The 26,705-nt window shown below is 48.6% G+C and carries 26 protein-coding genes; 7 read left to right on the top strand and 19 right to left on the bottom strand.

From position 1 onward, the window contains the following. The 4 genes from KDK18_RS02995 to KDK18_RS02980 all read right to left on the bottom strand — a co-directional run. Nucleotides 1–1,233, bottom strand: a 1,233-nt coding sequence (locus KDK18_RS02995) for a hypothetical protein (protein ID WP_257253098.1), incomplete at its 3' end; no start/stop codon positions are given. Nucleotides 1,234–1,318: 85 nt separating this feature from the next. Beyond that, on the bottom strand, nt 1,319–2,710 hold the full coding sequence (locus KDK18_RS02990; protein ID WP_257253096.1) for an RING-HC finger protein: 1,392 nt from the start codon (nt 2,708–2,710) through the stop codon (nt 1,319–1,321). 278 nt (nt 2,711–2,988) lie between these two features. Further along, nucleotides 2,989–4,296, bottom strand: coding sequence for a cell wall metabolism sensor histidine kinase WalK (locus KDK18_RS02985; RefSeq protein WP_257253095.1), 1,308 nt, complete (start codon nt 4,294–4,296; stop codon nt 2,989–2,991). Between the two features lie 25 nt (nt 4,297–4,321). Beyond that, entirely contained in the window at nt 4,322–5,005 is a 684-nt protein-coding gene (locus KDK18_RS02980) for a response regulator transcription factor (protein ID WP_257253094.1), read from the bottom strand. Nucleotides 5,006–5,090: 85 nt separating this feature from the next. Here KDK18_RS02980 and KDK18_RS02975 point away from each other — a divergent pair, with 85 nt between their 5' ends. The 6 genes from KDK18_RS02975 to pstB all read left to right on the top strand — a co-directional run bounded on the left by KDK18_RS02975 (nt 5,091) and on the right by pstB (nt 11,905). Beyond that, entirely contained in the window at nt 5,091–5,675 is a 585-nt protein-coding gene (locus KDK18_RS02975) for a heme-binding protein (RefSeq protein ID WP_257253092.1), read from the top strand. 132 nt (nt 5,676–5,807) lie between these two features. Further along, nucleotides 5,808–7,955 (top strand): heavy metal translocating P-type ATPase, encoded by a 2,148-nt coding sequence (locus tag KDK18_RS02970; RefSeq protein ID WP_257253091.1) that lies wholly within the window; start codon nt 5,808–5,810, stop codon nt 7,953–7,955. 208 nt (nt 7,956–8,163) lie between these two features. Further along, entirely contained in the window at nt 8,164–9,213 is a 1,050-nt protein-coding gene (pstS, locus tag KDK18_RS02965) for a phosphate ABC transporter substrate-binding protein PstS (protein ID WP_257253089.1), read from the top strand. Between the two features lie 96 nt (nt 9,214–9,309). Next, nucleotides 9,310–10,221 (top strand): phosphate ABC transporter permease subunit PstC, encoded by a 912-nt coding sequence (gene pstC / locus KDK18_RS02960; protein WP_257253088.1) that lies wholly within the window; start codon nt 9,310–9,312, stop codon nt 10,219–10,221. Beyond that, entirely contained in the window at nt 10,221–11,063 is an 843-nt protein-coding gene (pstA, locus tag KDK18_RS02955) for a phosphate ABC transporter permease PstA (RefSeq protein ID WP_257253087.1), read from the top strand. Before pstC ends, pstA begins: the two co-directional genes overlap by 1 nt. Nucleotides 11,064–11,155: 92 nt before the next feature. Continuing rightward, entirely contained in the window at nt 11,156–11,905 is a 750-nt protein-coding gene (gene pstB / locus KDK18_RS02950) for a phosphate ABC transporter ATP-binding protein PstB (protein ID WP_368736493.1), read from the top strand. A 140-nt stretch (nt 11,906–12,045) separates the two neighbouring features. Here the strand turns inward: pstB and tdh are convergent, their stop codons facing one another. From tdh to KDK18_RS02925, 5 genes are all read right to left on the bottom strand, one after another. Then, on the bottom strand, nt 12,046–13,071 hold the full coding sequence (tdh, locus tag KDK18_RS02945) for an L-threonine 3-dehydrogenase (protein WP_257253084.1): 1,026 nt from the start codon (nt 13,069–13,071) through the stop codon (nt 12,046–12,048). Between the two features lie 71 nt (nt 13,072–13,142). Beyond that, a complete protein-coding gene (locus KDK18_RS02940) occupies nt 13,143–14,342 on the bottom strand; it encodes a glycine C-acetyltransferase (protein ID WP_257253082.1) in 1,200 nt (399 codons plus the stop codon). A gap of 366 nt (nt 14,343–14,708) precedes the next feature. Then, a complete protein-coding gene (cysN, locus tag KDK18_RS02935) occupies nt 14,709–16,328 on the bottom strand; it encodes a sulfate adenylyltransferase subunit CysN (RefSeq protein ID WP_257253080.1) in 1,620 nt (539 codons plus the stop codon). Beyond that, nucleotides 16,328–17,284: a sulfate adenylyltransferase subunit CysD gene (gene cysD / locus KDK18_RS02930; protein WP_257253079.1), complete on the bottom strand. Its 957-nt coding sequence runs from the start codon at nt 17,282–17,284 to the stop codon at nt 16,328–16,330. The genes cysN and cysD overlap by 1 nt, the downstream gene beginning before the upstream one ends. A 166-nt stretch (nt 17,285–17,450) precedes the next feature. Further along, nucleotides 17,451–18,212, bottom strand: a complete 762-nt coding sequence (locus tag KDK18_RS02925; RefSeq protein ID WP_306670844.1) for a Nif3-like dinuclear metal center hexameric protein — start codon at nt 18,210–18,212, stop codon at nt 17,451–17,453. A gap of 194 nt (nt 18,213–18,406) precedes the next feature. Between KDK18_RS02925 and KDK18_RS02920 the strand changes: the two genes are divergently transcribed. Next, the gene (locus tag KDK18_RS02920) at nt 18,407–19,534 is read left to right on the top strand and encodes a S1C family serine protease (RefSeq protein WP_257253078.1); all 1,128 of its coding nucleotides are present in this window, start codon (nt 18,407–18,409) and stop codon (nt 19,532–19,534) included. Between the two features lie 7 nt (nt 19,535–19,541). Here KDK18_RS02920 and KDK18_RS02915 read toward each other — a convergent pair whose 3' ends face one another. The 10 genes from KDK18_RS02915 to KDK18_RS02870 all read right to left on the bottom strand — a co-directional run bounded on the left by KDK18_RS02915 (nt 19,542) and on the right by KDK18_RS02870 (nt 26,608). Then, complete coding sequence (locus KDK18_RS02915) at nt 19,542–20,114, bottom strand: hypothetical protein (protein ID WP_257253077.1); 573 nt, start codon at nt 20,112–20,114, stop codon at nt 19,542–19,544. Nucleotides 20,115–20,184: 70 nt separating this feature from the next. Beyond that, entirely contained in the window at nt 20,185–20,778 is a 594-nt protein-coding gene (locus KDK18_RS02910) for a VTT domain-containing protein (RefSeq protein WP_257253076.1), read from the bottom strand. Nucleotides 20,779–20,893: 115 nt separating this feature from the next. Next, the gene (gene hisD, locus KDK18_RS02905) at nt 20,894–22,198 is read right to left on the bottom strand and encodes a histidinol dehydrogenase (protein ID WP_257253075.1); all 1,305 of its coding nucleotides are present in this window, start codon (nt 22,196–22,198) and stop codon (nt 20,894–20,896) included. 107 nt (nt 22,199–22,305) lie between these two features. Next, on the bottom strand, nt 22,306–22,950 hold the full coding sequence (gene hisG, locus KDK18_RS02900) for an ATP phosphoribosyltransferase (protein ID WP_257253074.1): 645 nt from the start codon (nt 22,948–22,950) through the stop codon (nt 22,306–22,308). Between the two features lie 201 nt (nt 22,951–23,151). Beyond that, nucleotides 23,152–24,414: a UDP-N-acetylglucosamine 1-carboxyvinyltransferase gene (gene murA / locus KDK18_RS02895; protein ID WP_257253102.1), complete on the bottom strand. Its 1,263-nt coding sequence runs from the start codon at nt 24,412–24,414 to the stop codon at nt 23,152–23,154. A gap of 25 nt (nt 24,415–24,439) precedes the next feature. Next, on the bottom strand, nt 24,440–24,775 hold the full coding sequence (locus KDK18_RS02890) for a BolA family protein (protein ID WP_373690726.1): 336 nt from the start codon (nt 24,773–24,775) through the stop codon (nt 24,440–24,442). 138 nt (nt 24,776–24,913) lie between these two features. Further along, on the bottom strand, nt 24,914–25,231 hold the full coding sequence (locus tag KDK18_RS02885) for a lipid asymmetry maintenance protein MlaB (RefSeq protein ID WP_257253072.1): 318 nt from the start codon (nt 25,229–25,231) through the stop codon (nt 24,914–24,916). A gap of 41 nt (nt 25,232–25,272) precedes the next feature. Continuing rightward, on the bottom strand, nt 25,273–25,944 hold the full coding sequence (locus KDK18_RS02880; RefSeq protein WP_257253070.1) for a phospholipid-binding protein MlaC: 672 nt from the start codon (nt 25,942–25,944) through the stop codon (nt 25,273–25,275). 26 nt (nt 25,945–25,970) lie between these two features. Then, nucleotides 25,971–26,225 carry a DUF86 domain-containing protein gene (locus tag KDK18_RS02875; RefSeq protein ID WP_257253069.1) on the bottom strand — a complete coding sequence of 85 codons (255 nt, stop codon included), beginning with the start codon at nt 26,223–26,225 and terminating at the stop codon, nt 25,971–25,973. Between the two features lie 83 nt (nt 26,226–26,308). Beyond that, nucleotides 26,309–26,608 carry a nucleotidyltransferase family protein gene (locus KDK18_RS02870; RefSeq protein ID WP_257253067.1) on the bottom strand — a complete coding sequence of 100 codons (300 nt, stop codon included), beginning with the start codon at nt 26,606–26,608 and terminating at the stop codon, nt 26,309–26,311. Between the last annotated feature and the right edge of the window lie 97 nt (nt 26,609–26,705).

Here is a 26,705-nt window from a genome sequence, read left to right as displayed (position 1 = left end):
GGTGTCTGAAGTCACGGTGTCTGAAGTCACGGTGTCTGAAGTCACGGTGTCTGAACTCACGGTGTCTGAAGCCTCAGTATCTGAAGTCCCAGTGTCTGGACCAAGATAATAATCCCGTGGATTGTCATGACTTTCTGACGATGATGTCTCCGATAATGCAGGTGTGGGGTCAATGTGAATACCCACAATGCCCTGTATAAACGCTTGCATACCCTCCACTGTACACATAACCGGGGGTAAACGGTTTCGGTATTCTTGCCAGCAAAGGCTGGTTATATGGTCGTAGACAATGGGCAGAAGTTCATATGGCAAGTATCTTGTCAGCAAGGTTTCCAGTGTCTCTGGCCATCCCGGTCCTGAATTCATACTCTGGAAAGCTGCTGATGCCATTGCATTTAAACCAATTAGAAGTGCTGTTTCTGCGCCCAATGCGGCCGCAGTTAATTGTGTGGCAATGCTTTGTGGAGAATTATATTCATTGAGATTTTCAGAAAGCAATCCACGAGACAAGGCTCGCTGGTAGCTTTTTCTGGTATATCTATGATCCAACGCTCTGAAGCAGGTATAAAGTTTATTTTTGGAAAGAAAGTGGGGACCAAGAAAAGCCAGAAACATCAGGACCAGATCGTTATTAACACCGACCTCATCAGACCAACATTCTGCCCTGGAGTAATAAGGTTCACTCCTGCCACGTTTGAGCGTATCGTAGAAATAATTGAAATAAAGATTTCTTCTGCCATCTATGTTTTCAGTCAAAAACAATTGTTCAAATAGGCTTTTTGCTTTTTCATTGATTAGTTTTTTATCATAATTGTTTATCGTATTGATCTTATTTATATTTATAGTGAATAGATGATATATTAGTCTTAGTACTCTTTGAATGCGAACTATCTGACTTTGTTCATCCATGTTCACATAATTATAATAAAAGCTGATCAAACGTTTAAAGTCTTGGTCATCAACCTCGTAATTTTCACAGATTTCCAGTCGCTCATCCCCGGAAACATCGTCAGAGGCCAAATTAATCCTGACAAAGCCAATATGGATGTTTTCAAGTGGGTTCATAGCGGGTTGGCCTGTAAACCTTTGTTTTATTTTTGAAGGCGGCTTCCAGTTTGTCTTGAGATACTCGCGCAATTCTTCAAGATCATAGGCGTCGTTTGCTAGTCCATTTTGATAAAAAAGCAAAAACATTAAAACAAAAAGCATCTTAAAGGAATGGCCTAAGCTCATACTTTCACCTGAATTCGTTAAAACAACTAAACTACTACATCAAGCAAACACAGCACCGTGCAATACTATTGCACTGCACGCACATTCAATGAAAAGACGTATCAATAACCTTCTTGTATGATTTCGATTTTATTCGACAAAAGGGACACCCGCTCTGCTCATGTGTAATTCGCTCAGCGCAAATCTCACAAAAACCTGCGTGTTCACAATTTTCGAACGTCATCATTTCTGTCATTGCTCCACAGCAAATTGAACATCGTTTAGTTTCTCCTGAGGCACCTCCAACTGCATCCATTCCCTCCATTGCAGACTGGCTTGCTAGTGGCCGTTGTAGTTGGGCTACCAGGTCACTTTGTTCGTGAATGGCTGTTGACTGATTTTGACGATCAGCATGCAGCTCCTCCCCAGAAGCCTCACTGCCTGAATCCCGAGAATAATCCGTTAGAGTGTTCAGACTTTCTGACGATAATGCAGGCGACGGAGCGGGTTTAATACCCAAAATGCTGTTTGTAAACTCCTGCATGCCATCCACACTATACATAGCGGGTAATACAGGGCATGTGCTGCAGAGTTTGGCCATATTGAAGTTGATAATGCACGAAAGCTCGTACGGTAAGTATGTTTGCAACAAAGTTTCCAATGTCTCTGGCCATTCCAACCCTGAATTCATGCAGTCGAAAGCGGCTGATGCCATTGCAGTTAAGCCAATTAGAAGTGCTGTTTCTGTGTCCAGTCTGGCTTCAGTGAATTGATGGGCAAAGCTTTCCGGAGAATTACATTCACTGATATTTTCAGAAAACAGTGCACAGGTTAATGCTTGATCGCAGATATTTTCGACATAGTTTTCAAGCAGCACGGTAAAATAGATATAAAAGTCATTATCGGTAAGAAAATAGGGACCAAGAAAAGTTAGAAACATCAGGACTAAACGGTTATTAAGACCGGCATAATTGGAATAACTTGCTGCTGAATCTGAATAGAAATAATTGAAATAAGGATTAATACCGCCATTTGTGTATTCAGAAAAAAACATTTTTTCAAATAGGCTTTTTGCCGTTACTTCTATTATCTGTTTCTCTTCAGGACTTTGTTCCATGGTCTTATTTATATTCATAGTAAACATATGACGCATGAGTCTCAGCGCCTTTTGAATGTAAACTTTGCGATATTGTGGATCACCCATGTTCGCATATTCGAAGAAGAATTCAATCAGACGTTTAAAGTCTTGCTCATCAACTTCATAACCTTCACAGATTTCCAGTCGCCCATCTCCAGATACATCCTCAGATGCTAAATCAAGCCTGACAAAGCCAATACGGATGTTTTCAAGTGGGCTCTGACCTGTGCGCTTTTGTTGCTGGTTAGAAGGTAGTTTCGAATTTGTCTTGTGATATTCGCGAAATTCTTCAAGGTCATAGGTATCGTTTGCCAGAAGCTGCTGATAAAAAAACATGAACACCACAAATAAAAGCGTCATAAAGGAACGCCCAAAGATCATACTTTCACCTGCATTCGTTAAACAACTGCACTACCTCAGGCAGCCTTTATGCGAGCGTTCCGTTGCCTGTATTTTTGACACCTCGTGTGTCCATGGAAGGTCTAATAGAAGGTGCATAAGAGATAGAAAGCAGCATAGTACATATCAGCCACGACGAGCTGACGGAATTCACCTCCCGCCTGGCTCGGCGGGAGTATCATTTCAGTCTTGAATAGCAGAAAACGTGGTCCAGCCAATAGGTGACTGGCTCCCTTTCATTAAACGGCTGGCAACAAGCAGTTAAACTCAGTCCCCTGCCCTTTTTTACTTTCTACATTGATCTTGCCATTGTGAGCCTCAACAATCGCCTTGACCAATGACAGTCCAAGACCAAACCCCGGTGTTTTTCGACTGACATCCCCGCGATAAAGGCGATCAAAAATATGGGGCAGATCGGATGTGGCGATGCCACTGCCAGAATCTTTTATTGACACTCGCCACAAATCACCTTCTCTTCGGGCCGAAACCAGAATGCTTCCCTGTTCAGGTGTAAACTTGAGGGCATTGTCCAGAAGGTTGGCAAATACCTGCCGCAACCGGTTTGGACAGGCCAGGATATTCATTGTCCCCGGAAGCTCAAAGCTGAGCTGAATATGCTTCTCCTCCGCCAGATATTCATAGAGTTGAGCCGCTTCAGTAATCAGATCAGACAGATTGGCCTGTGTGCGATCTCTGGCGTCCAGATGCTGCTCCACTGCAGCCACATCCAGCAGACTGTTCACCATCGCCAACATTCTTTCACTTTCTTCCAGGCAGTCCATCAAGCTCTCTTTCAACGCCTTGGGATCGTTATTGTTCATGGCTTTTTCTGCACTGAGTCGCATCCGAGTCAAAGGAGTTCTGAGATCATGGGCTGCAGCATTAAGGGTGTCTTCAAGACTGCGAATCAGCTGGTCAATCCGGTTCATCTGCTGATTTAAGAGCAAGGTTAACTGGCCTAGTTCACTGTTTCGGGAAGACGACAGTGGGAGCTGATCCTGCAAGCCCTTTCGTTGCAGTGTTTTAACATGCTCTACCAGCTTGCGGATGGGTCTCAACATCCGATCATTCAGCCAGGCCACCAGAAGAATGCTGATGATCCAGAGTGTCATCAGCGTTAACAGCATGACATTGCGAAAGCTGGCCAGCTCTTCATAACGCAGGGTACTGGAAAGACTCAGAACCAGTGTCTGGCTACCCACCAGCTGTTTAATGACCAGACTGCCATCATCCAGTCTTTCTGTTGCAGAAAACGGTAGGTCAACACCCTCATGAAACAACAAATCACCATCGTCGGACCAAAGGCTGGCACTGTAGCCGCTCAAACGTAGAAAATAACGATCACGTTCCAGTACTGTCAAAATCTTTCCCTGACCACTACTGTTGTATATGCGCTGCATATTATTGTTGATTACTATCAGCAGCTGGGCGTCCCGACTGACTAATTCTTCTTCAAACAGGTGATAACTAACGGCTCCCAGAACTGAAGCAATCACCATCATAATGACTCCAAACCAGAGAGTTAGTACTTGCTTGGTTGGCGTCATTTCGCCTGTGCCAGTCATCACTGATTTATTCACCAGCTCTGAGCACATAACCCATCCCCCTGATCGTGTGCAGAAGTTTGACGGATTCATCTTTATCAATCTTGCCTCTGAGTCGACAGACCAGAACATCAACGACATTGGTTTGTGGATCGAACTGATAATCCCAGACATGCTCCATGATCTGTGTTCTGGAAATTACTCTCTCACAGTTTCGAAGAAAGAACTCCAGCAGAACCATTTCTCTGGGTTGAAGGAAGAGTTTCCTATCACCTCTCCAAGCGAGCTTTCGGGATGGATCAAAGCTGAGGTTATGAAAGCTCAGCTTTTCTGATAGCACTGTCCGGGTAGATTGATTTCTGCGCAGCAATACCTCTACCCTTGCCAGGAGTTCATTAAAAGAAAAAGGCTTGGTGAGATAGTCATCTCCGCCAATTCTCAGACCAGAAACTTTGTCGTCTACTGCCTTTCGGGCACTTAGGAAAAGAATAGGAAAGTTGGCACCCTGCCCCCTTAGCGTTTTCACAAGATCCAGGCCGTTCAACCCAGGCAGCATGATATCCACAATGGCCAGATCGAAAGGCTCAACACCGACTTCATCCAGAGCTTCCTCGGCACTCTGGCATTGGGCTACGCCATAGCCATGCTCTTTTAAACCGTCACTGACAAAGGTGGATATAACTGAGTCGTCTTCTACCATCAGGATATTCAACAGGCTACTCCAAATTATTAGTATTTTTCTTCGAACTCAGCTTACCAGTAAACCGTCAGAAAAGAAGGGACCTTTCCAGCCTGTAATGTTCAGGCAAGGTCAGGGCAATGCTGGCTCACTACTCTATAACCAGTCGCTGAGACGGCAGCATCACAGAGACAACGAGAAAAACATCAAGGAAACCACCATGAAAAAGAGCATCATCGCACTGGCTTTTATCGCTACGGGACTGGCTATTGGCGCACAGGCAAAAACCACCGCCCTGCCAACCTTGACTGACAGAGCCGCGATAGAACTGGTCAATCAGGGTCTGCAATTCTGCCGCAAAGACGGTTACAACGTCAGTGTTGCTGTTGTTGACCGCACAGGTTCCCTGAAAGCCTTCGGCCGCTCTGAGCTGGCTGGACCACACACTGTGGACAGCGCTCAGAAAAAAGCGTTCACCGCAGCCTCTATGGGTCAGCCTACTGCCAACCTCGCCAAACTGGTAACCGATAAGCCTTTCCTGCAAGGTCTGAAAGATATGGATGCACGCATGTTGCTGCTCGGTGGCGGTATGCCAATCAAGGTTGATGGACAGATTGTGGGCGGCATCGGAATTGGCGGTGCCCCCGGCGGCCACCTGGATCAGGCATGTGCAGAGCAGGCTATCAAGATAACGCTGAAATAAATCAACCTTGACGCTACTCATTAGAGATTCTGATGAGTAGCACACGTGTTTATCAACAAACAGGTTGACTCTGCTGAAATCAGGCATAACATATAAATATGTTTTTATATGTTTTTTGGTAAGAGTGCATCCATGTCCAAATGCGCAGCGACGAAAAGCTGCTATCCAGCAGAAAATGTGGTTCAGCCCGTCACCTCCTTTGGAGCGACCACCCGCTACAGATGGTCACTGAGCGGAATGGACTGCGCCAGCTGTGCGGCAAACATCGAAAAAGCACTGGCTGCCTCCGCCGGCGTCAAGCAGGTCAGAGTCGCCTTTGCTACAGAACGCCTTGTGGTCGATCTGGATCAGAAAGTCTCCTCAGAAAACATCGAGAAAACGGTAAAACAGCTGGGCTTCACCCTGAAAAGTACTGACCAGAGAGAAGCGGAAGAGCCTCTCTGGAAAGCCCATTCAACCTTCACCCTGCTCGCGGTATTGATGACTCTGGCTGGAATTTCCAAAGTCTGTGACCCATCATGGGGTTCATTCGGCTTTCTGGTGGCGACCACTCTGGGCGTTCTGCCTTTTGCCAGAAAATCACTCAACCAGATTCGAAATGGTACCTGTTTCGGCATTGAAACCCTGATGACCGTTGCCGCAATGGGTGCCTTGATTCTGGGAGAAACCGTTGAAGCGGGTTTGGTATTGCTACTGTTTTCCTTGGGTGAACTGTTGGAAGGTTTCGCCGGAAGAAAAGCCAAAGCCGGCATAACAAGCCTGATGCAACTGATACCAGACACAGCCTGGAAACTACAAGACGGTGAACGCATAGAAGTCGTTGCAGACTTTCTGGTTCCCGGAGAGCTTATTGAAGTTTTACCCGGCGATCGTTTACCTGTGGATGGCTTTCTTCACTGCGATCATGGCTCTTTTGATGAAAGTACAGTAACGGGCGAATCCATTCCCGTGAACAGACAAGCCGGTGAAAAGATTATGGCAGGCTCCATGGTGGTCGATCAGCCTGTAAGATTAACAGTGGCATCAGAACCCGGCGAGAATGCGATTGATCGCATCATTAACCTGATAGAAGAAGCGGAAGAACGCCGTGCACCGGTAGCCAGAATGGTTGATGCATTCAGTGCCTGGTACACCCCAATGGTCATGGGGCTGGCAGCTCTGGTGATGATCATCCCTCCTCTGTTTACCGGCGCAGTCTGGACACACTGGGCCTATAAAGCCCTGACTCTGCTGTTGATTGCCTGCCCCTGTGCGCTGGTCGTATCCATTCCAGTCGCAGTCACGTCGGCACTGACTTCTGCTGCGCGCTCTGGTGCGCTGATTAAAGGTGGTGCAGCTCTGGAACAACTGAGAAATATAAGGATGCTGGCTTTTGATAAAACCGGCACCCTCACTGAGGGTAAACCCCGGGTTACCCGGGTGGTTGGCATCAGCGAGCAGGAATATAAAGTACTCTCTCTGGCAGGCTCTGTAGAAATGGGCTCCAGCCATCCTTTGGCTACTGCCATTATTGATGAAAGCAAAAGCAGGAATCTTACGATTTCAGAAGCCACTGATATTCAGGTTTTAACCGGCCGTGGGGTTCAGGGCACTGTCTCGGGGCGAGACATAAAAGTAGTGGCTCCCCGTTATATTGATGACAAAGATCTTGGTGTAAACAAATCCATCATCGAGTCCATGGAATCAGAAGGTGACACAGTAGTCGTGGTTCAAGACGGAGCAACCATTCTGGGGCTTATTGGCTTAGCCGACACTTTGCGTGATGACGCTGTTGAAGCGATCAGAAAACTAAAAAGTATTGGTGTCGACAGTATCATAATGACCGGCGACAACCGACGTGCAGCTGCCGCTCTTGCTGGAAAACTGGACATAGACTACCAGGCAGAGTTATTACCAGAAGATAAAGTTAAAGCAGTGCGAGCAATTCAGGCTCAACATAGTGGCGCTGTCGCCATGGTAGGCGATGGCATCAATGATGCCCCCGCCCTGAAAACCGCTGAGTTGGGCATTGCTATGGGACGAGGCAGTGACGTGGCTCTGGAAACCGCCGATGCAGCACTGACCCACGAGCGGCTGATAGAACTGCCCCGTATGATTCAGTTGTCAAAGAGAACAGCAAGCATTACCCGTCAGAATATAGCCCTGGCACTGGGCGTAAATACTCTGTTTCTGTTGACCACCCTGTTTGGTATAACGGGGTTGATGGCCGCTGTGCTTTCGGATGCGGGTGGTACGGTTTTGGTGACTTTGAATGCTCTGAGGCTTATGAGGCAAAAATGAAGACGATTGAATGATCCACCATCATTTTCATAAAATTCAAACAAACCTGTAACATTACTGAAATATTCCCCCCCTATTCTTGCACCCATCAAATTTTGAGGTAACAGAAAAATATTTTGCACAACCCACTGACAGATAACGGCGCGGCAAAAGATTTTTCTTGGTAAACGCAAGTACACTCCAAGCGAGTTTCTCGGGGAGAATAGAAGTGAAGTTACTGAAGTCTATTGTAATGTCCTCCATGCTGGCTGCAGCGCCTTTCTCTGCATCTGCCAAGACACAAGTCATCAACGGTGCGGGAGCCAGTTTCCCTCATCCAATCTATGCCAAGTGGGCTGAGGAATACCAGAAAGAAACCGGTATTCGCATCAACTACCAGGCCATTGGTTCCGGCGGTGGTATCCGTCAGATCACTGCCAAAACCGTCGACTTTGGCGCCAGCGACGCCCCTCTGAATGAAGAGCGACTGGATAAAGAAGAAATGATCCAGTTCCCAATGGTGATGGGCGCTATTGTGCCAGTGATCAACGTTCCCGGCATTGAGTCCGGTGCTCTGAAGCTGACCGGTGAAGTCCTGGCAGACATCTACTTGGGCAAAATCAAGAAGTGGAATGATGAACGCATCACTGCTCTGAACCCGGATCTCGAGATTCCTAATCAGGCTATTTACGTCGTTCATCGTTCTGATGGTTCCGGTACCACTTACAACTTCACTGACTACCTGAGCCAGATCAGCCCGGAGTGGAGTGAGAAGATTGGCAGGAACACCGACATCACCTGGCCCAAGGAAGCAACCACTATCGGTGGTAACGGTAACGCCGGTGTCGCCAACTTCGTAGGCCGTACCCGTGGCGCTATCGGTTATGTTGAATATGCTTTCGCAAAACAAAACGACCTGACCTATACCCAGCTGGCCAGTGCTGATGGCAAGTTCCTGCAGCCAAGCATGGAGACCTTCCAGGCTGCCGCTGCCAATGCCGACTGGGAAAATGCTCCAGGCTTCGAGCTGCTGCTGAACAACCAGCCTGGTGCTGATTCCTGGCCTATGACCGCAGCGACCTTCATCCTGATGCACAAGGATCAGGTTAACGCTGAGAAAGCTGAGCAGATCATCGACTTTTTCGAGTGGAGCTACGAGAACGGCGGTGAACTCGCGGAAGACCTGGACTACATCCCAATGCCTGCAAGCGTAGTTAACATGGTAGAGAATGTCTGGAAAGAAGACTTGACCAGCAACGGACAAACCATTATCAAGTAACCGGTTATTCTAGCCTTTCTTAAACAGGAAACGAACGACAGCTGATCAGCATAGTGCTGGTCAGCTGTCTTGTTGTTGCTTATGCTTTTAACTGCGATGCCTAGCGCTATAAAGGGTGACTCAATCTTCTACAGACTGAGCTTCACCAGCGCCATTCTGATTTTTCTGGTGTTGATCGGGATTATCCTTTCCCTGATTGACGGCGGTTGGCTGGCTCTCTCCGAGTTTGGCCCCGGCTTTGTATTTCGAAATGTCTGGGACCCGGTAAACAGTGAGTTTGGGGCTGCCTCAGCCATTTACGGCACTCTGGTTTCTTCGCTTATTGCCATTGTGATTGCCATTCCTGTTGGGCTGGGCACGGCGATCTTCCTGGCCGAGCTGGCTCCGGACTGGATCAGTCGCCCCGTTAGTATGGCCATTGAGCTGCTGGCCGCTGTACCCAGTATTATTTACGGTATGTGGGGCCTGTTTGTCTTCGCGCCCTGGTTCTCAGAAGGCTTTCAATTCTGGGCACTGGAAAACTTGGTTGGCCTGCCTTTAATCGGCCACTGGTTTGACGGCCCTCCCATCGGCATCGGCCTGATGACGGCAGGCATCATTCTGTCATTCATGATTTTGCCCATTATTACGGCTTTGACCCGTGACGCCCTGAAAACCATTCCCAATGTGGTCAGGGAAGCGGCTTACGGTGTCGGCGCAACGCCCTATGAAGTCATTACCCGTGTACTGTTGCCTAGCATCAAGAATGCTGCAGTGGGCGCCGGAATCCTTGGTCTGGGTCGTGCCTTGGGCGAAACCATGGCGGTTGCTTTTGTCATAGGCGGCGCCAACCGTATAGAGACTTCGCTGTTCATGCCAGCAAGCTCTATTTCTTCTACGATTGCCCAGCAGTTCAACGAAGCGACTAATGAGATGCACATCTCAGCTCTGATCAGCCTGGGTCTCGTACTGTTTGTACTGACCTTTATTGTGATGGGTGCTGCCCGTCTGCTGTTGAGGAAGCGATAATGCCAGTCAGGAAACTCAAGAACTACGCTTTCATCGGCTTCTGCACTTTCTGTGCACTGTTTGGTCTGGTGGTTCTGGCCAGCGTACTGTACAGTCTGGTCGGAAAAGGTGTTTCCGGCATGGGTCTGCATGTCTTCACCGAACTGACTCCGGGACCCGGTAGCCACGGAGGCCTGAAAAACGCCATTATCGGCAGCTTGATTCTGACCGCTCTGGGTATTCTGATTGCCGCACCTCTGGGAGTAATGGCCGGAACCTGGTTGTCTGAATCTGACAAGAGCTCAAAAATTGCCGAAGCACTGCGCTTTCTCAACGGTATGTTGATGAGTGCACCTTCCATTCTGGTGGGCCTTTTTGTCTACAAGGTTGTGGTAGTCACCACCGGCTCCTTTTCTGGTTGGGCGGGTGCCATTGCACTGGCTATACTGGCACTGCCCATTATCGTCAGCACCACGGAAGAAATGCTTCGTCTGGTTCCCACCACCCTGAAAGAAGCGGGTAGCGGACTGGGCGCTCCGCGCTGGAGAGTCATTACCCAGCTATGCTATCGGGCAGCAGGCCCCGGTATTATTACCGGTATTCTGTTGTCTGTGGCCAGAATTACCGGTGAAACTGCTCCCCTGTTGTTTACCGCCCTGAACAGTAATTTTATGAGCACCGAGCTGGACAAGCCTATGGCTAACCTACCGGTGACCATTTATCAGTATGCCATGAGCCCTTTTGAATCCTGGAATGAACTGGCCTGGGCTGGCGCTCTGCTGATTACCGTATTTATTCTGATTATCAATATTCTGTCCACTGCTTTACCGCGTTGGATCAAAGCTCGAAAGGCAGCCAAATGAACATGAACATTGCTACTGCTCCTGCGGCTACAGAAAGCCTGAGTCAAATCAAGACAGAAACCGGCCTGACCGACGACCTTCTGCAGCCAAGAATGGAAATAAACGACCTCAGTTTCTTTTACAGCAAAGGTTCTGAGCCAGCCCTGAAGAACATCAACATGCCTATTTACAACAACAAGGTAACGGCTCTGATTGGTCCTTCCGGCTGTGGTAAATCGACTCTGCTGCGTACCATGAATCGCATCTTCGACCTTTATGGCAGCCAGTCAGCTGAGGGTGAGATTCTGCTGGATAACGAAAATATCCTGCAACGTGGTGTGGACCTGAATGAATTGCGCTCCAAAGTTGGCATGGTTTTCCAGAAGCCAACGCCTTTCCCGATGTCTATCTACGACAACATTACCTACGGTCTGAAGATGAAAGGTGGACTGAGCAAGCCGGAAATGGCCATTCGTGTGAGAAAAGCCCTGAAGCGTGCTCATCTATGGAAAGAAGTGAAAGACAAGCTGAATGCCGATGCCAGCAGCCTGTCTGGTGGTCAGCAGCAGCGTCTGTGCATTGCCCGCACGATTGCCCTGGAACCGGAAGTAATTCTGATGGACGAACCCACATCGGCTCTGGACCCACTGGCCACCAGCGCCATTGAAGAGCTGATTACCGAACTGCGTCAGAAGTACACCATTGTGATCGTGACTCACAACATGCAGCAGGCCATGCGTATCTCTGATTACACCGGCTTTATGTATCTGGGTGAGCTGATTGAGTTTGATAAAACCGGCAAGATCTTCAAAGATGCTGACAATCAGAAGACCCGTGACTACATCGCGGGTGACTTCGGTTAAGCCTCAACTACATAGCTTCTGTCTGGCAATTTGCAGTAATAGGAGACGTGAGATAAAAACAGTCGCAGTAAGCAGTGTCGTACATTGAATGGACAGGCCGATGTTGAGCATTTACCTCCTCAACATCGGTGGATGCACGGTCAGCTCCAGTCAAGAATCACTTTGCCGGACTGGCCGGAACCCATGATTTCAAAACCTTTCTGAAAATCATCCACGGGCATCCGGTGAGTAATCACCGGGGAAATATCCAGACCGGACTGAAGCATGCTGGTCATCTTATACCAGGTTTCATACATCTCACGGCCATAGATACCCTTGATCACCAGACCCTTGAAGATTACCTGGTTCCAGTCAATGATTGTATCGCTGGAAGGAATACCCAGCAGGGATACTTTGCCACCGTAGTTCATGCTTTCCAGCATCTGTTGGAAAGCACGACCATTACCTGACATTTCCAGACCTACGTCAAAGCCTTCTACCATGCCCAGTTCTGCCATCACCTCTTTCAGATCTTCAGTGGCAACATTCACAGCGCGGGTGGCCCCCATTTCACGGGCCAGATTCAGACGGTATTCGTTTACATCAGTAATGACGACGTTACGAGCACCCACGTGTTTGCAGATTGCAACAGCCATTATGCCGATAGGACCAGCACCGGTGATCAATACATCTTCACCCACCAGATCAAACGACAGAGCTGTGTGTACAGCGTTACCAAATGGATCGAAGATGGAGGCCAGATCATCACTGATGTCATCGGGAATCGGGAACGCATTGGTCGCTGGTATGCAGAGGTACTCTGCGAAAGCTCCGTCTCGATTGACACCCACACCGACAGTGAAATTACACAGGTGACGACGGCCTGCACGGCAGTTGCGGCAGTGACCGCAGGTAATATGACCTTCACCAGAGACACGCTGGCCTATTTCAAAACCACGCACGCCTTCGCCCATCTCCACGATTTCACCAATGAATTCGTGCCCTACGTGCATTCCAACAGGGATGGTATTTTGAGACCACTCATCCCAGTTGTAGATATGCATGTCGGTTCCGCAGATCGCCGTTTTGCGAATCTTGATCAGAACATCGTTATAGCCAGCTTCCGGCCTGGGCTTGTCGGCCAGCCAGATGCCTTTTTCCGCTTTCAGTTTTGCCAGGGTTTTCATGTCAGGTTCCTTTTAACTCTGCTCTGCAGGCTCTTTGGGCGGCTCTCAGGAGACTCTCTCTAGGAGGCTCTCTAGGAGATAATGCCCAGCTCACGACCTACTTTGGCAAAGGCTACAATGACTCGATCCATGTGTTCCTGATTATGAGCAGCCGACATCTGGGTACGAATTCGGGCTGCCCCCCTTGGAACAACCGGGAAGGAGAATCCTACTACATAGATTCCTTCTTTCAGCATTCGTTCCGCAAACTCAGCAGCCAGTGAGGCATCACCCAGCATGACCGGAATAATCGCATGCCCATTACCTGCCAGTGTAAAGCCCAGCTTTTCCATCTCGGTGCGGAAGTAATCCGAGTTATGGCGCAGCTTCTCACGTAGCTCACCACCGGACTCCAGCATATCCAGAACCTTGATAGAAGCACTGGCAATGGTTGGACTCAGGGTGTTGGAGAACAGGTAAGGACGGGAACGGTTACGCAACCAGTCGATAACTTCAGGGCTGCGGGCAGAGGTATAACCACCAGAAGCACCGCCCAGAGCCTTGCCCAGGGTACCGGTAATAATATCCACACGATCCATTACGCCACAGTATTCGTGGGTACCACGGCCATTTTCACCGACAAAACCTACGGCATGGGAATCATCCACCATCACCATGGCATCGTACCTGTCCGCAAGATCGCAGACACCTTTGAGGTTGGCAATAACGCCATCCATGGAGAATACACCGTCCGTTGCGATCAGCTTGTAACGGGCACCTGCTTCTGTCGCTTCTTTCAGTTTGGCTTCCAGATCTGCCATATCGTTGTTGGCGTAACGGAAACGCTTGGCCTTACACAAACGTACACCATCTATGATGCTGGCATGGTTGAGAGAATCACTGATAACGGCATCTTCCGGTCCCAGCAGGGTTTCAAAAAGACCGGCATTAGCGTCAAAACAGGAGGAATAGAGGATAGTGTCATTCATGCCCAGGAATTCGGAAATGCGTTTTTCCAATTCCTTGTGCACATTCTGGGTACCACAGATAAAACGTACGGAGGCCATACCGTAACCGTATTCATCCAGTGCCTGCCTGCCTGCTTCTATCAGCTCAGGGGAATTGGCCAACCCGAGATAGTTGTTGGCACAAAAATTAATGACCTCTTCACCGGTGTTAACAGTGATATCAGCCTGCTGCTGGGAGGTAATAACTCGCTCGCTTTTGTACAAACCTTCTTTTTTAAGGTCTTCCAGCTGCTCACGCAGTCCAGCGTAAAAGTCGGCTTTCATTTCGGCTCCAGAAATCAAAAAATATGAGGGACTGGCCGGGACAGGCAGTTCATGCGCTCTTCTCAGTCAGACTCTTAGGGGAGCAGTCCCGATTCAACCCCCAAACACATTACAGGCTGAACAAAGTACCAATAACCCCATTGTAGAAGACAGCAATATTGAATCAGGGGGTCGAGACTCTGTACCAGCATTTATACGTATTTCGCCCGGACCCTGATGGCTCTGGTTCAGAGTATCCATTAAACAGGGCTATGCCCATTGAATTTGGAGATGTTTATGAAAGATCAGACAGTGTTCAGGAGCCTGTGGGATTTAAGTCAGGAAAAGGGGCTATCGCAACCGGAGAATTGCGATAACCCGTCTCTGTCACAAAGACAGAGAATTGACGAGAGCCGACAGACTGTCTGACTCGTTGATATTGTGTAAAACCTCAACCTGCAGGTCTTTCAGCTCAGTCCTGGCCATCAGAACAACCAGTCCCGCCTGAAGCAGGGCTTCTGTTTTCTGAACCCAGTGTTGATCCTGCTGATCAACGATGACAGGCAATAGACCACGATCAAACAAGTGACGCTCTACTTTCTGCAGATAAGCTTCAGAACCGTCAACCAGAACCAGAGCTGACTCCTGACGCAGTCGATTTGCCCTGTCACTGGCCAGAACCTTATCAGCGGTATCACCCTCATTAGCAACAGATTCAACCATACCAGCAGCAACGGTTGCATTGCTTAAGCGATCAATAACAATAAAGGCACCGGTTTGACGATTATCTACATAACGATCAAAAACAACAGGCTGCGTGAGTGCCAGCTTGCACGAGCCTATCTCATTCAGTGCCAGTTCATCGGCATCCTGTTGTTTCAGAGTGTTAATATCCACTCTATAGTTAATACCCGTAAAACTTCCTGCCACTTTAGTGGTGGCAAATTTAATCAGATACTGACGTCCTGGCTTCATTGCCTGCTCTGCCATCCAGACAACACTGGCATTCAGGCGAGAAGAAACTGAAATATCATCCCGGGCGTGCACCAGCATGTCACCCCGGCTGATATCGATCTCGTCCTTCAGTGTCAGAGTGACAGCCTGACCGGCAAAACCTTTATCCAGATCACCGTCGTAGGTAACTACTCTTTCAACTGCACTTTCCAGTCCTGAAGGTAGCACCTTAACTCTGTCGCCAGGCTTCACTGCACCAGAAGCAATGGTTCCGGCATAACCACGAAAATCGAGATCGGGTCGGCTCACGTATTGAACCGGAAGACGGAAATCATCGAGGTTACGGTCATGGGCAACCTCTACACTTTCCATTACTTCCATCAGAGTCTGGCCTGTGTACCAGTCAGCTTTTTCACTGCGATAAACAACATTATCGCCATCCAGAGCCGATACCGGGACAAAACGAACATCGCCCAGGTTCAGTGACTCGGAGAAATCCAGGTACTGATTCCGAATCTCTTCAAAACGTTTCTGGCTGAAGTCCACCAGATCCATCTTGTTAATAGCTACTACCAGATGTTTGATACCCAGCAGGCTGGCAATATAGGTATGACGGCGAGTCTGTGTCAGTACTCCCTGACGGGCATCCACCAGAATAATGGCCAGATCACAGGTGGAAGCACCAGTCGCCATGTTCCGGGTGTACTGCTCGTGACCCGGAGTGTCGGCAATGATGTATTTCCTGTTTTCAGTGGAGAAGTAACGGTAGGCCACGTCAATGGTAATGCCTTGCTCGCGCTCAGCCTGAAGACCATCCACCAGCAGTGCCAGATCGACTTTTTCGCCCTGGGTTCCAACACGCTTGCTGTCGTTTTCAACGGAAGCCAGCTGATCTTCATAGATCATGCTGGTGTCATGTAAAAGTCGACCAATCAGTGTGCTCTTGCCATCGTCAACACTGCCACAGGTCAGAAAACGCAGAATTTCTTTCTGCTCATGCCGACGCAGGTATTCCTGAATATCAGACTCGATCAGATCAGATTGATGACTCATTAGAAATAACCTTCCTGCTTTTTCTTCTCCATAGAACCGGCACTGTCATGGTCAATAACACGGCCCTGACGTTCAGATGTTTTGGTGAGCAACATTTCCCGGATCACATCAGGCAGAGTGTCCGCTTCTGACTCAACGGCTCCCGTCAATGGATAACAGCCCAGGGTACGGAAGCGCACTTTCTTCATCACTGGCTTCTCGCCGGGTTCCAGAGGCATACGTTCGTCATCAACCATAATCAGATTGCCATCACGCTCTACCACCGGGCGTTCCTTAGACAGATAGAGTGGAACAATGGGAATATTCTCGCGATAGATATACTGCCAGATATCCAGCTCAGTCCAGTTGGACAGGGGGAAGACCCGAATGCTTTCACCCTTCTCTACTTCACTGTTGTAGATATTCCAGAGTTCCGGGCGCTGATTTTTGGGATCCCAGCGATGGTGCTTGTCCCGAAAAGAGTAAACCCGCTCTTTCGCTCGTGATTTCTCCTCATCACGACGAGCCCCACCAAATGCAGCATCAAAACCGTGCTTGTCCAAAGCCTGTTTCAAGGCCTGGGTTTTCATTATATCAGTGTGTTTAGCGCTACCGTGGGAAAAAGGGCCTACGCCCTGCTCAACACCGTCCTGGTTGATATGAACAATCAACTCAAGACCCAGGTCGTCGACCAACCTGTCACGGAACTGAATCATTTCCCTGAATTTCCACGTGGTATCTACATGCATGAGGGGAAAAGGCGGTTTACCCGGATAAAAGGCTTTCATTGCCAGATGCAACATGACCGCTGAATCTTTACCAATAGAGTAGAGCATAACCGGGTTATCAAACTCGGCAGCAACTTCCCTGATAATCTGGATGCTCTCTGCTTCGAGCTGCTTCAAATGGTTGAGGCGCTCTCCAGAAAGCTCGTTAGCACCTTCTTGAGTGCTCTCCTGAGTGGCTGTATCAGACATGAATGCTAGACCCGAAGCTGGCTAAAAATTGTTCTTAGCTCGAATACTAGCAGCACCATTGGAATATAAAACAAAAAAACTATACCAATAATTCATAACATTATATTAACCCCAAAACGCCGCCGGAAACGCAATAAGGTATCCATCTGCCTATTCAGCCTGAAAATCAAACGGGAGAATCGATATCGACAAAAGTATGTTCAATAGCCTGCTTTTCTTGCAACCATTCGCCCAGAGCCCTGACACCGTAGCGCTCAGTAGCGTGGTGTCCGGCGCTGATGTAGTGAATGCCATTTTCACGGGCAAAATGAACCGTCGATTCGGAGATTTCACCGCTCACAAAAGCATCTACCTTCAGATCCAGAGCCAGATCAATCATGCGCTGGGCAGCACCAGTACACCAGGCCAGAGTTTTGATCTCATGGTCACCGCCCGAAATCAGCAGAGGTTTACGACCCAGCTTTTCTTCAATCTGCTCCCCCAGAGCTTCCAGAGAAACGGGAGCCACAGGTGCTCCCCAGTTACCTACAGAGCGATTTTTTCCCGGCTCCATGCCACCCTCTGTCTTCCAGCAAAGGAGTTTGGCTAACTGGGCATTGTTACCCAACTCCTGATGCCCATCCAGCGGCAGGTGATAGCTGATTAAGCTGATGTTGTGCTTGAGAAGCGTTTCAATCCGGCGCTTCTTCATACCTACAATGGCAGAATCTTCCCCCTTCCAGAAGTAACCGTGATGAACCAAAATAGCGTTGGCGTTGAGTTCAATGGCCCTATCAATCAAGTCCTGACAGGCGGTTACACCGGTCACAAGATGTTTAACCTGATCGCTCCCTTCGACCTGTAGGCCGTTGGGGCAATAATCTTTGAACAGCCCTGGCTGAAGTTCATCATCCAGGATCTTCACCAGCTGTTTCAGGGTGATGCTCATTCTCCACTCCACTGTTTATTGAATCTGAGAGCCTTTGACGCCATGTTTATCGACCCGCTTTGCACAAGTTTCGGGGCTATCTATCAGCCAAGAAATACAGGTATATTAAGGAATTATACTGCTGGCTTGCAGGTTTCAAGAATTTTTATTTACAGCAACGAAAGCCCCGGCCCACAATCACTGACAAGTACATCATGAAAAAACTTCTCAACCAGCTCATCTACCCCGCCCTGTCAGGCCTGATTGTGGCCTTGCTGGCGATATTGTTTGCTCCGAACTGGCTGGGCCTGCCCCAACTGAATTTCAATAATGTGCTCAACAGGAGTGAACAACTCTTGGGCATTGGCGAGATTTCCTATAGCTCGGCAGTCAAGATAGCAGCACCTGCAGTGTTCAACATTGCTACCGCCACATTGGTCGATGAATCCAGCCGCTCGAGAATGCCCAAGAGCCCCTTCACAGAAAATAATCTTGGCAGAGCCAAGGTAGAAACCAGCCTTGGCTCCGGAGTCATCATCAGCCCTGACGGCTACTTGCTGACCAACAATCACGTTATCGAAGGCGCCGACCGAATTGTGGCTGTACTGAAAGATGGTAGGGAAGAATCTGCAGCGATTGTCGGCAGGGACCCGGAGACGGACCTTGCGGTACTGAAAATAGATCTAAACGATTTACCCAGCCTGAATCTTGTTGACTCTGGTCAAAACGAAGTGGGGGACGTCGTTCTGGCGATTGGTAACCCCTTTGGACTGGGGCAAACAGTCACCATGGGGATCATCAGTGCAACTGGCAGGAATGACCTCAGCCTCAATACTTATGAAGATTTTATTCAGACCGATGCCGCCATCAACGTGGGTAACTCAGGAGGGGCTCTGATCAGCGCCCGTGGTGAACTGCTGGGCATTAACACGCTGTTGTTTTCCAGAGGTGGAGGTAATGAAGGCGTTGGCTTTGCTATTCCCTCCAGCATGGCTCGATTTGTCACTCAGTCCATCATCAAGTACGGTCGGGTTGTGCGGGGTTGGCTAGGCATAGAATCACAACCACTTACCAGCCGGTTGGCAGAAGCTTACGGTGTCGAAAGCAATGCCGGCATTTTGATTTCAGGTGTCTACGACAATGGTCCTGCAGATATGGCCGGTCTGAAACGCGGAGACATTCTGATAGCCATCAATAACATCAATACCAGCGATGGCAGGAAAGTCATGAATATGGTGGCCCAGGAACCACCGGGGAGTGAAGTGACCTTGCAGATTCTGCGTAATAACCAACCTCTTGAAATGAAAGCGGTTGTCGCTACACGACCCAACATGGTCAACTGATTGAGGATTATCCTATAAATATCAGCAAAATCATGGTACCGATAACACCGGCAAAAAAGGTACCCACATAAGCCACACCCGACCAAAGCCATTCATCATAATTGGTATGGTAACGTTTCAATATTTCCGGGGTTACAGGCTGGAGTCTGGTCAGATCATCCAACAGCATATGGTTGAACTGCCTGCCACCAATACTCTCAAAGCGATCCTGCTTTGTCACTTCCACCTCGACGATCAAAGCCTGCTTTTTATAACCACTGCCTAGCTTATAATGGCTCCAAACCAGCTTGCCATCTGTTTTTTTCCGAAGATTTATTCCGAAATGAGCAATATGGGTCAGATGTTCCAGAGGAAGAAACTGTTCCACAAAAGCATCGTGATAATAGACACAGTCCGAATGGCATGATGTGGAAAACCAAAGCCACTTTTCATAATCATTCTGTTCAACCGTCACACACACTTTTGTTCCAGATGAGTGACAAACGGCTTCTGTTTTGGAAGACCCCAGAGCCCAACCATTGAGACACATTAAAATCAGATATAAACCCACAAACAATGCCCCCCGAACTATCCTGCACATGCTTGCCTCTATTTATTCAGCTGAGAGTGACAAACATAGCAGGTGCCAAGCTTATCTGATCATTTTCCAGTTATATCGTCAGTGCCTGTTTTGCTGCACGATTCAACAGAAAGAGGAGCCCACCGACGGACACAACAATCAGCAGCATTACCAACCAGCTTGACTCCGGCACTGATAACTCGCCATTCATCAGTGAAATAATGTCGTGAGCTTTGATGCCCAACCAGATGGAAAAAAGTGTTCTGGGAAGCATGCCAAAAAAACCACCCAGCAGGAAAACCGAAAACGAAATATTCAGTGCGGGCATTAAAAGGTTCATTAATGCAAAAGGCAGAACGGGCGAAAGCCTGATCAGAAACATCAGGCTCCAACCACTGGCATTCAGGGTTTCCAGTGTTTTTTTGACCCGTGGGTTGTTTTGAATGGATTGCATCAGGTGTCCACCATCCAGGAGTACACCTACCCAGTAGCCCATTGCTGAAGCCAACAAATAGGCTGGCAACATATAGAGGATGGCATCCCAGCCCAGAAAAAAACCTGCTAGCATTGCAACAAAAGTACTGGGAGTCAGAGCCAGAGCCATGGTCGCAGCACTCAATAGAAAGAAAGGGAACCATTGCCCAATACTTAGATCGGATAGATCAGTCTGGTACCGGATTAACACCGAGGCCGCCCAGGAACTGAATAGCAATGGTACAGTGCTGAGGATAACCGCTCCGATAACAGACTTTTTGCTTACCCCGAGAATGAATGAAAATGACATACCAAGAGTCGATGCTTCATTTCTTGATACGATATTCCGCTGAACGGGCGTGAGCTGTCAGAAATTCTCCTCGCGCCAGCACAGAGGCTACTTTACCCATTTCTGAAGCCCCTTCGGATGAAAAATGAATCAGAGAAGATCGCTTCTGGAAATCATAAACCCCCAGCGGGGAGGAAAAACGCGCAGTACCGGAGGTAGGCAATACATGATTCGGACCGGCACAATAATCACCCAAGGCTTCGGCTGTGTAACGACCCATAAAAATAGCACCGGCATGACGGATATCAGACAACAGAGCCTGAGGATTTTCTACTGATAACTCGAGGTGTTCAGGAGCGATTCGGTTGGTGACGTCACAGGCGGCTTTCATATTCGGAACATGGATCATAATGCCTCTGTTGTTCAGCGATTCTGCAATAATCTTCTTACGCTCCATGTCGGGCAGCAATCGACGCATACTTGCTATAACCTGATCAAGAAAAAACTGATCCGGAGACACCAGAATCGCCTGAGCGTCTTCGTCGTGCTCAGCCTGAGAAAACAGATCCATAGCAATCCAGTCCGGATCTGTACGACCATCGCAGACTATCATAATTTCAGATGGACCTGCGATCATATCGATACCTACCTGACCAAACACTTCACGCTTAGCGGTGGCAACATAGATATTGCCAGGGCCAACGATCTTGTCCACGCCGGGAACGGTTTCAGTACCATAGGCAAGAGCGGCTACAGCCTGGGCCCCACCTATGGTAAACACTTTCTTGACGCCAGCAACAGCGGCAGCGGCAAGCACCATGTCATTGACGACACCATCCGGTGTGGGCACCACCATAACAATTTCTTTTACGCCAGCAACATGAGCCGGGATGGCATTCATCATAACGCATGAAGGGTAGGCAGCCTTGCCTCCCGGCACATAAAGACCTACACGATCCATAGGCAACACTTGTTGCCCAAGCAGGGTTCCATCCTCTTCTTCGTAAGTCCAGGAAGATTGCATTTGACGCTCGTGATAGCTTCTGATTCTTTTAGCAGCAACTTCCAGAGCCTTTCTCTGTTCCTGCGGGATGGTTTCCAGTGCCTTCTGTAGCTGCTCTTCTCCCAGAGTAAGATCCGCCATACCAGAAACGGAAAGGCGATCAAATCGATGGGTAAACTCTACCAGAGCCTCATCACCACGGGAGCGCACTTCGGCAATGATATGCTTAACACGATGCTGAACCTCTTCATCAGAGACACTTTCCCAGGCCAGCAGCCGATCCAGCTGCTCATTGAAATCCTGATTTTCGTAGCTCAGTTGTACAGGATTTACCGTCATCGTATTACTCCGTCACTCTTTTTTACCATGAACTTTTTACCACGAAAGCTGCCATGAAAACCCTTTTATCCGGGATTGAGGCAAAAAACGTTCATCAGTCATGGCTGTTAATAGGTTTGTGCGTCTACTGCAGCTCTCAACTGCTGAATCAGTGCATTAATGGCTTCAAACTTCACTTTCATGGAAGCTCTGTTTACAACCAGTCTGGAGGATACGTGAGTGATCAATTCTTTTGGCTCCAGCCCGTTGGCCCTCAGAGTATTACCGGTATCAACGACATCAATAATGGTATCTGCCAGACCCACCAGCGGTGCCAGCTCCATAGACCCGTAAAGTTTGATTACATCAGCCTGACGCCCCTGAGAGGCGTAGTAGCGTCTGGCGACATTCACAAACTTGGTCGCTACTTTGACCCGACCGGTTGTCGGCTCTTCATGCCCTTTTTTACCCGCAGTCATCAGCTTGCATTGGGCAATCTGCAAGTCCAAAGGCTCATAAAGCTCTGTCGATCCATGTTCCAGTAACACATCTTTTCCCGCCACCCCCACATCAGCAGCACCGTACTCAACATAAGTGGGTACGTCACTGGCTCTGACAATCAAAAGGTTGACGTCTGGATGAGTGGTAGAAATAATCAGCTTCCTGCTCTTGGCAGGGTCTTCAGCTAACTCAATACCCGCCTCCTTAAGCAGTGGCAGCGTATCTTTAAGTATGCGCCCTTTGGAAAGCGCTATTGTGATCTGGCTAGACATCTGGGACAGGCTTCCTTCGCGTTAAGTGGGGTAGTTTACACCAAACAGAACATGACGTGAGTGTTAGACTGCCGTACCGACAGGGAGTTTTTATACTTTTATGAGAGAAAAAGATTCAGAACTGATCTAACAAGATCAGGGGATAGCTGGAAGCTTCCCCTGACACATGACCGCCATAAGTTTTTCGGGTTCAGGAGACTATCAGGCAGGTACCCGCTGAATTTTCGCACCGAGCTGCTGAAGCTTCTCTTCAATACATTCGTAACCACGATCAATGTGATAGATGCGCTCAACAACCGTGTCACCTTCAGCGATCAGACCCGCGATGACCAGACTGGCTGACGCCCTCAGATCTGTCGCCATAACAGGAGCCGCCTTCAGAGAATCAACCCCTTTGATCACAACCGTGTTGCCTTCTACTTTCACGTCAGCGCCCATTCGCTTCATTTCCTGAACATGCATGAAGCGGTTTTCGAAGACGGTCTCTGTAATACTACCGACGCCTTCAGAAATCAGGTTCAAGGCCGTAAACTGTGCCTGAATATCTGTAGGCATGGCAGGATAGGGAGCCGTCTTGAGATCAATCGCTGCGGGACGTTTACCCATCATGTCCAGCTCAATCCAATCTTCGCCCCATTCCACGCAGGCTCCGGCTTCACGTAACTTGATCAGAATCGCATCCAGCAGATCAGGCTGAGTATCCTTAAGGCGAACTCTGCCACCGGTTGCAGCGGCAGCGATCAGATAAGTACCGGTTTCGATACGATCGGGCAGAACTGAATAAGTACATCCGTTCAGACGCTCAACGCCCTGAACACGGATAACATCGGTACCAGCACCTTCAATCCTGGCACCCATGGTCATCAGGCATTCCGCCAGATCAACCACTTCCGGCTCACGGGCAGCATTCTCAATAATGGTTTCACCGTCTGCCAGACAGGCTGCCATAAGAATGTTTTCAGTTCCGGTGACGGTGACGGTATCCATAAAGATACGGGCACCTTTCAGACGGTCCTTGATGCTGGCCTTGATGTAACCGTCTTCAACCACAATGTCAGCCCCCATAGCCTGAAGGCCACGAATGTGAAGATCAACCGGGCGACTGCCGATGGCACAGCCACCAGGCAGAGAGACTTCAGCACGACCGAACCGGGCCAACAGAGGCCCCAAAACCAGAATGGAAGCCCGCATGGTTTTTACCAGTTCATAGGGAGCTCTTAGCTGTTTGATGGTACTGGCATGAACTTCAACGTTCATACGCTCATCGACCATCAGATCAATACCCATACAGCCAAACAGCTCAAACATGGTAGTGATATCGTGCAAGTGAGGAAGGTTACAGACGGTAACCGGGTCATCCGCCAGCAGGGTGGCTGCTAGAATAGGCAGCGCAGAATTCTTGGCACCGGAGATACGAATTTCGCCATCCAGACGCGTACCACCAGTGATAATCAGTTTATCCATCATAGTTTCACCTGTGATCTGCTGGTTAGGTCTGACGCTGAGCTTCGGAAGGTGTCTGGGTGGTCATGGTCACCGCATGAATGGCACCACTGGCGATCAGTTCATTCAGGTGTTTGTATACCATCTGCTGACGTTTAACGGGCAGGGCCCCTTCAAACTGGTCACTGATAACGGTGAGTCGAAAGTCACATCCTTCCCCTTCTACCAGAACCTTTGACCCCGGGATACTCTCTTCCAGCAGCGCCTTAACTTCGGTGGCTTGCATGCATTCACCTCTCAAAACAGGCATGAACCGGATAAAAGCCGTCTCACGCCTCAAAAGCATAAACACAAAAACACCACCCAACAGTGGTATTTCCATGAAAAAATCCAACAGCCATTCAACAAGCCTGTGCTCGCCGTACATGCTTGCGGGCAAATCGATGAATCATATCGGACATTGACTGCACTGACCAGTCCCAAAGGGGACTGGCAGCCAAAAGACTGCAATTACGTTCAATCAGGAAGTGGGGCAAGTACTTTCCTGCAAAATGGGTGCTATTCCACAGACCTTGGCCAGGGCAGCAAGCTCCTCCGGCATATCAGAGAGGCAGAGATGCCCGCCCTTACTCTGAGCCAGCCTGATCCAGGACAGACAGACAGAAAGGGTTGAGCTATCTCCTTTTAGCAGTTCTCCAAGACTGACTCTCAGGACACCTCCGGGAGCTATGTCCTCTTCCAACAGTCTACGTCCCTCACTCTCCACTTCGACAGCATTATCAACATTGACAATCCCGCGAAGTGAAAACTGCCCTGGCGCCAATCGTTCAAGCTGCATAATTTGAATTCCTGAATGCTCACAGTAAAAAATTGACCAGACTACTTGTTAATGTTCCCGTCTGTTGAAGCCGACATGATGGCAGCCCAGTGCTCTACCACGTAAGGCACTTTCTTGTGCTTTTTCATAGCATCGGCAAACTGGCTCTGGAACTGCTTGGCAATGTTGATGCCTTCAATAGACACGTTTCGCAGCTTCCAGCGACCATCAACGTGTACCATTGAGTAAAAGATCTCGACCGTGTTGGTGCTGGTGCGAACCTTCATCTTGACGGGGACACGACTGGTTTGGCCTTCCTGATATTTTTTCAGCAGCTCGGGAGAAGTTTTATCCACACTGTCGATAATCAGGCTAGTGTCGTCCAGAGACAATAGTGCCTTGCCATAGAAACGGATCAGACTGTCTCTGAATGCCGATTCAAACTTATCAACCTGATCAGGGCTGCGGTGAGCAAATTTGCCCATGACATAGCGGGCTACCTGATCAAATGCCACTACCGGAGATAAAAGTCGATTGACTTCCCTGAAAAAACCTTCAGGGTCTTTCTGGTAACGCTCCTTATTCTTATTGAAGGTATCCAGCAGCTCGGAAGTAATCCTCTTGACTTCCTCTTCCGGTGGCTGCAAAACAGGTGCAGCATAAGACATTCCCGCCGCCATCAGGCAGACCAGCCCCACCATGAATTGTTGAACAGTCTTTACCATTTTCATCATTGATTCTATCTTCCTTTGCAGGCTTTCTAAATTGAATTTAATAGCCTTTTAAGCTCTGGCAAATTTTGTTCGATGGTTCGACAAACCAGTTCTATATCCAGAGTTCCATAAGCATGAGCAGCCCTGTTACGCATTTGCCCTGCACCTCGAAGCGATGACCGAAGAGCTGGAGCGGGCTCAAACCCGGGAATTTTCATGACTTTGCCAGCTTCTTCCCCAATAATGACCATGCGCACCATTACGACATCCTGTAACTGTCTATCTGCCTTGAACCGGGCCAATGTGCAACTGCCAGATTACGCTCAATACATTCAATGCTTTCCAGCATTTTCTCCACTGGATATCTCACTTCCTTGACCATAATTCACAACACCCTAATGTCCTGCTCTATTTGCTTTCTATAGGGTTCATAAATAGATTCACGAGCGACTACATCAACAGGAATATTCAACAGATCTTTCAAGTCGCATTCGATATTACCAATATCAAAAAGTGTTGTCTGGTCAGTGGATTCTACCAGAATGTCAATATCATTCCCCTCATCGATATAGCCATTTCGAGCCAGAGACCCAAACACTCCTGGATTAGAGCAATGGTAACTTTCAACTATACGTATGATACTCACGCGATACTCACGCAATTCATTCATGGTAAGCTTTGGCATTCTGCTCTCCTGAATTCTCCTTCCTGTTTACTGATACCTGCTACCTAGCAGCCTGTCGGACTTAAGGCTGTCCTACTGCGGTTGCAATAAATTGGTC

The sequence above is a fragment of the Endozoicomonas sp. SESOKO3 genome, from assembly GCF_024606255.1.
Note: the sequence above shows the minus strand (reverse complement) of the source record. Positions and strands in the feature narration are given on the sequence as shown.

Excerpts from the sequence above, each read along its gene's own strand:
- KDK18_RS02990 (WP_257253096.1), bottom strand. The coding sequence starts at position 2,710 with ATGACGCTTTTATTTGTGGTGTTCATGTTTTTTTATCAGCAGCTTCTG.
- KDK18_RS02985 (WP_257253095.1), bottom strand. The coding sequence starts at position 4,296 with ATGACGCCAACCAAGCAAGTACTAACTCTCTGGTTTGGAGTCATTATG.
- KDK18_RS02975 (WP_257253092.1), top strand. The coding sequence starts at position 5,091 with ATGTTCAGGCAAGGTCAGGGCAATGCTGGCTCACTACTCTATAACCAG.
- KDK18_RS02970 (WP_257253091.1), top strand. The coding sequence starts at position 5,808 with ATGTCCAAATGCGCAGCGACGAAAAGCTGCTATCCAGCAGAAAATGTG.
- pstC (WP_257253088.1), top strand. The coding sequence starts at position 9,310 with ATGCCTAGCGCTATAAAGGGTGACTCAATCTTCTACAGACTGAGCTTC.
- pstA (WP_257253087.1), top strand. The coding sequence starts at position 10,221 with ATGCCAGTCAGGAAACTCAAGAACTACGCTTTCATCGGCTTCTGCACT.
- pstB (WP_368736493.1), top strand. The coding sequence starts at position 11,156 with ATGGAAATAAACGACCTCAGTTTCTTTTACAGCAAAGGTTCTGAGCCA.
- tdh (WP_257253084.1), bottom strand. The coding sequence starts at position 13,071 with ATGAAAACCCTGGCAAAACTGAAAGCGGAAAAAGGCATCTGGCTGGCC.
- KDK18_RS02940 (WP_257253082.1), bottom strand. The coding sequence starts at position 14,342 with ATGAAAGCCGACTTTTACGCTGGACTGCGTGAGCAGCTGGAAGACCTT.
- cysN (WP_257253080.1), bottom strand. The coding sequence starts at position 16,328 with ATGAGTCATCAATCTGATCTGATCGAGTCTGATATTCAGGAATACCTG.
- cysD (WP_257253079.1), bottom strand. The coding sequence starts at position 17,284 with ATGTCTGATACAGCCACTCAGGAGAGCACTCAAGAAGGTGCTAACGAG.
- KDK18_RS02925 (WP_306670844.1), bottom strand. The coding sequence starts at position 18,212 with ATGAGCATCACCCTGAAACAGCTGGTGAAGATCCTGGATGATGAACTT.
- KDK18_RS02920 (WP_257253078.1), top strand. The coding sequence starts at position 18,407 with ATGAAAAAACTTCTCAACCAGCTCATCTACCCCGCCCTGTCAGGCCTG.
- KDK18_RS02915 (WP_257253077.1), bottom strand. The coding sequence starts at position 20,114 with ATGTGCAGGATAGTTCGGGGGGCATTGTTTGTGGGTTTATATCTGATT.
- hisD (WP_257253075.1), bottom strand. The coding sequence starts at position 22,198 with ATGACGGTAAATCCTGTACAACTGAGCTACGAAAATCAGGATTTCAAT.
- hisG (WP_257253074.1), bottom strand. The coding sequence starts at position 22,950 with ATGTCTAGCCAGATCACAATAGCGCTTTCCAAAGGGCGCATACTTAAA.
- murA (WP_257253102.1), bottom strand. The coding sequence starts at position 24,414 with ATGGATAAACTGATTATCACTGGTGGTACGCGTCTGGATGGCGAAATT.
- KDK18_RS02890 (WP_373690726.1), bottom strand. The coding sequence starts at position 24,775 with ATGGAAATACCACTGTTGGGTGGTGTTTTTGTGTTTATGCTTTTGAGG.
- KDK18_RS02885 (WP_257253072.1), bottom strand. The coding sequence starts at position 25,231 with ATGCAGCTTGAACGATTGGCGCCAGGGCAGTTTTCACTTCGCGGGATT.
- KDK18_RS02880 (WP_257253070.1), bottom strand. The coding sequence starts at position 25,944 with ATGATGAAAATGGTAAAGACTGTTCAACAATTCATGGTGGGGCTGGTC.
- KDK18_RS02870 (WP_257253067.1), bottom strand. The coding sequence starts at position 26,608 with ATGCCAAAGCTTACCATGAATGAATTGCGTGAGTATCGCGTGAGTATC.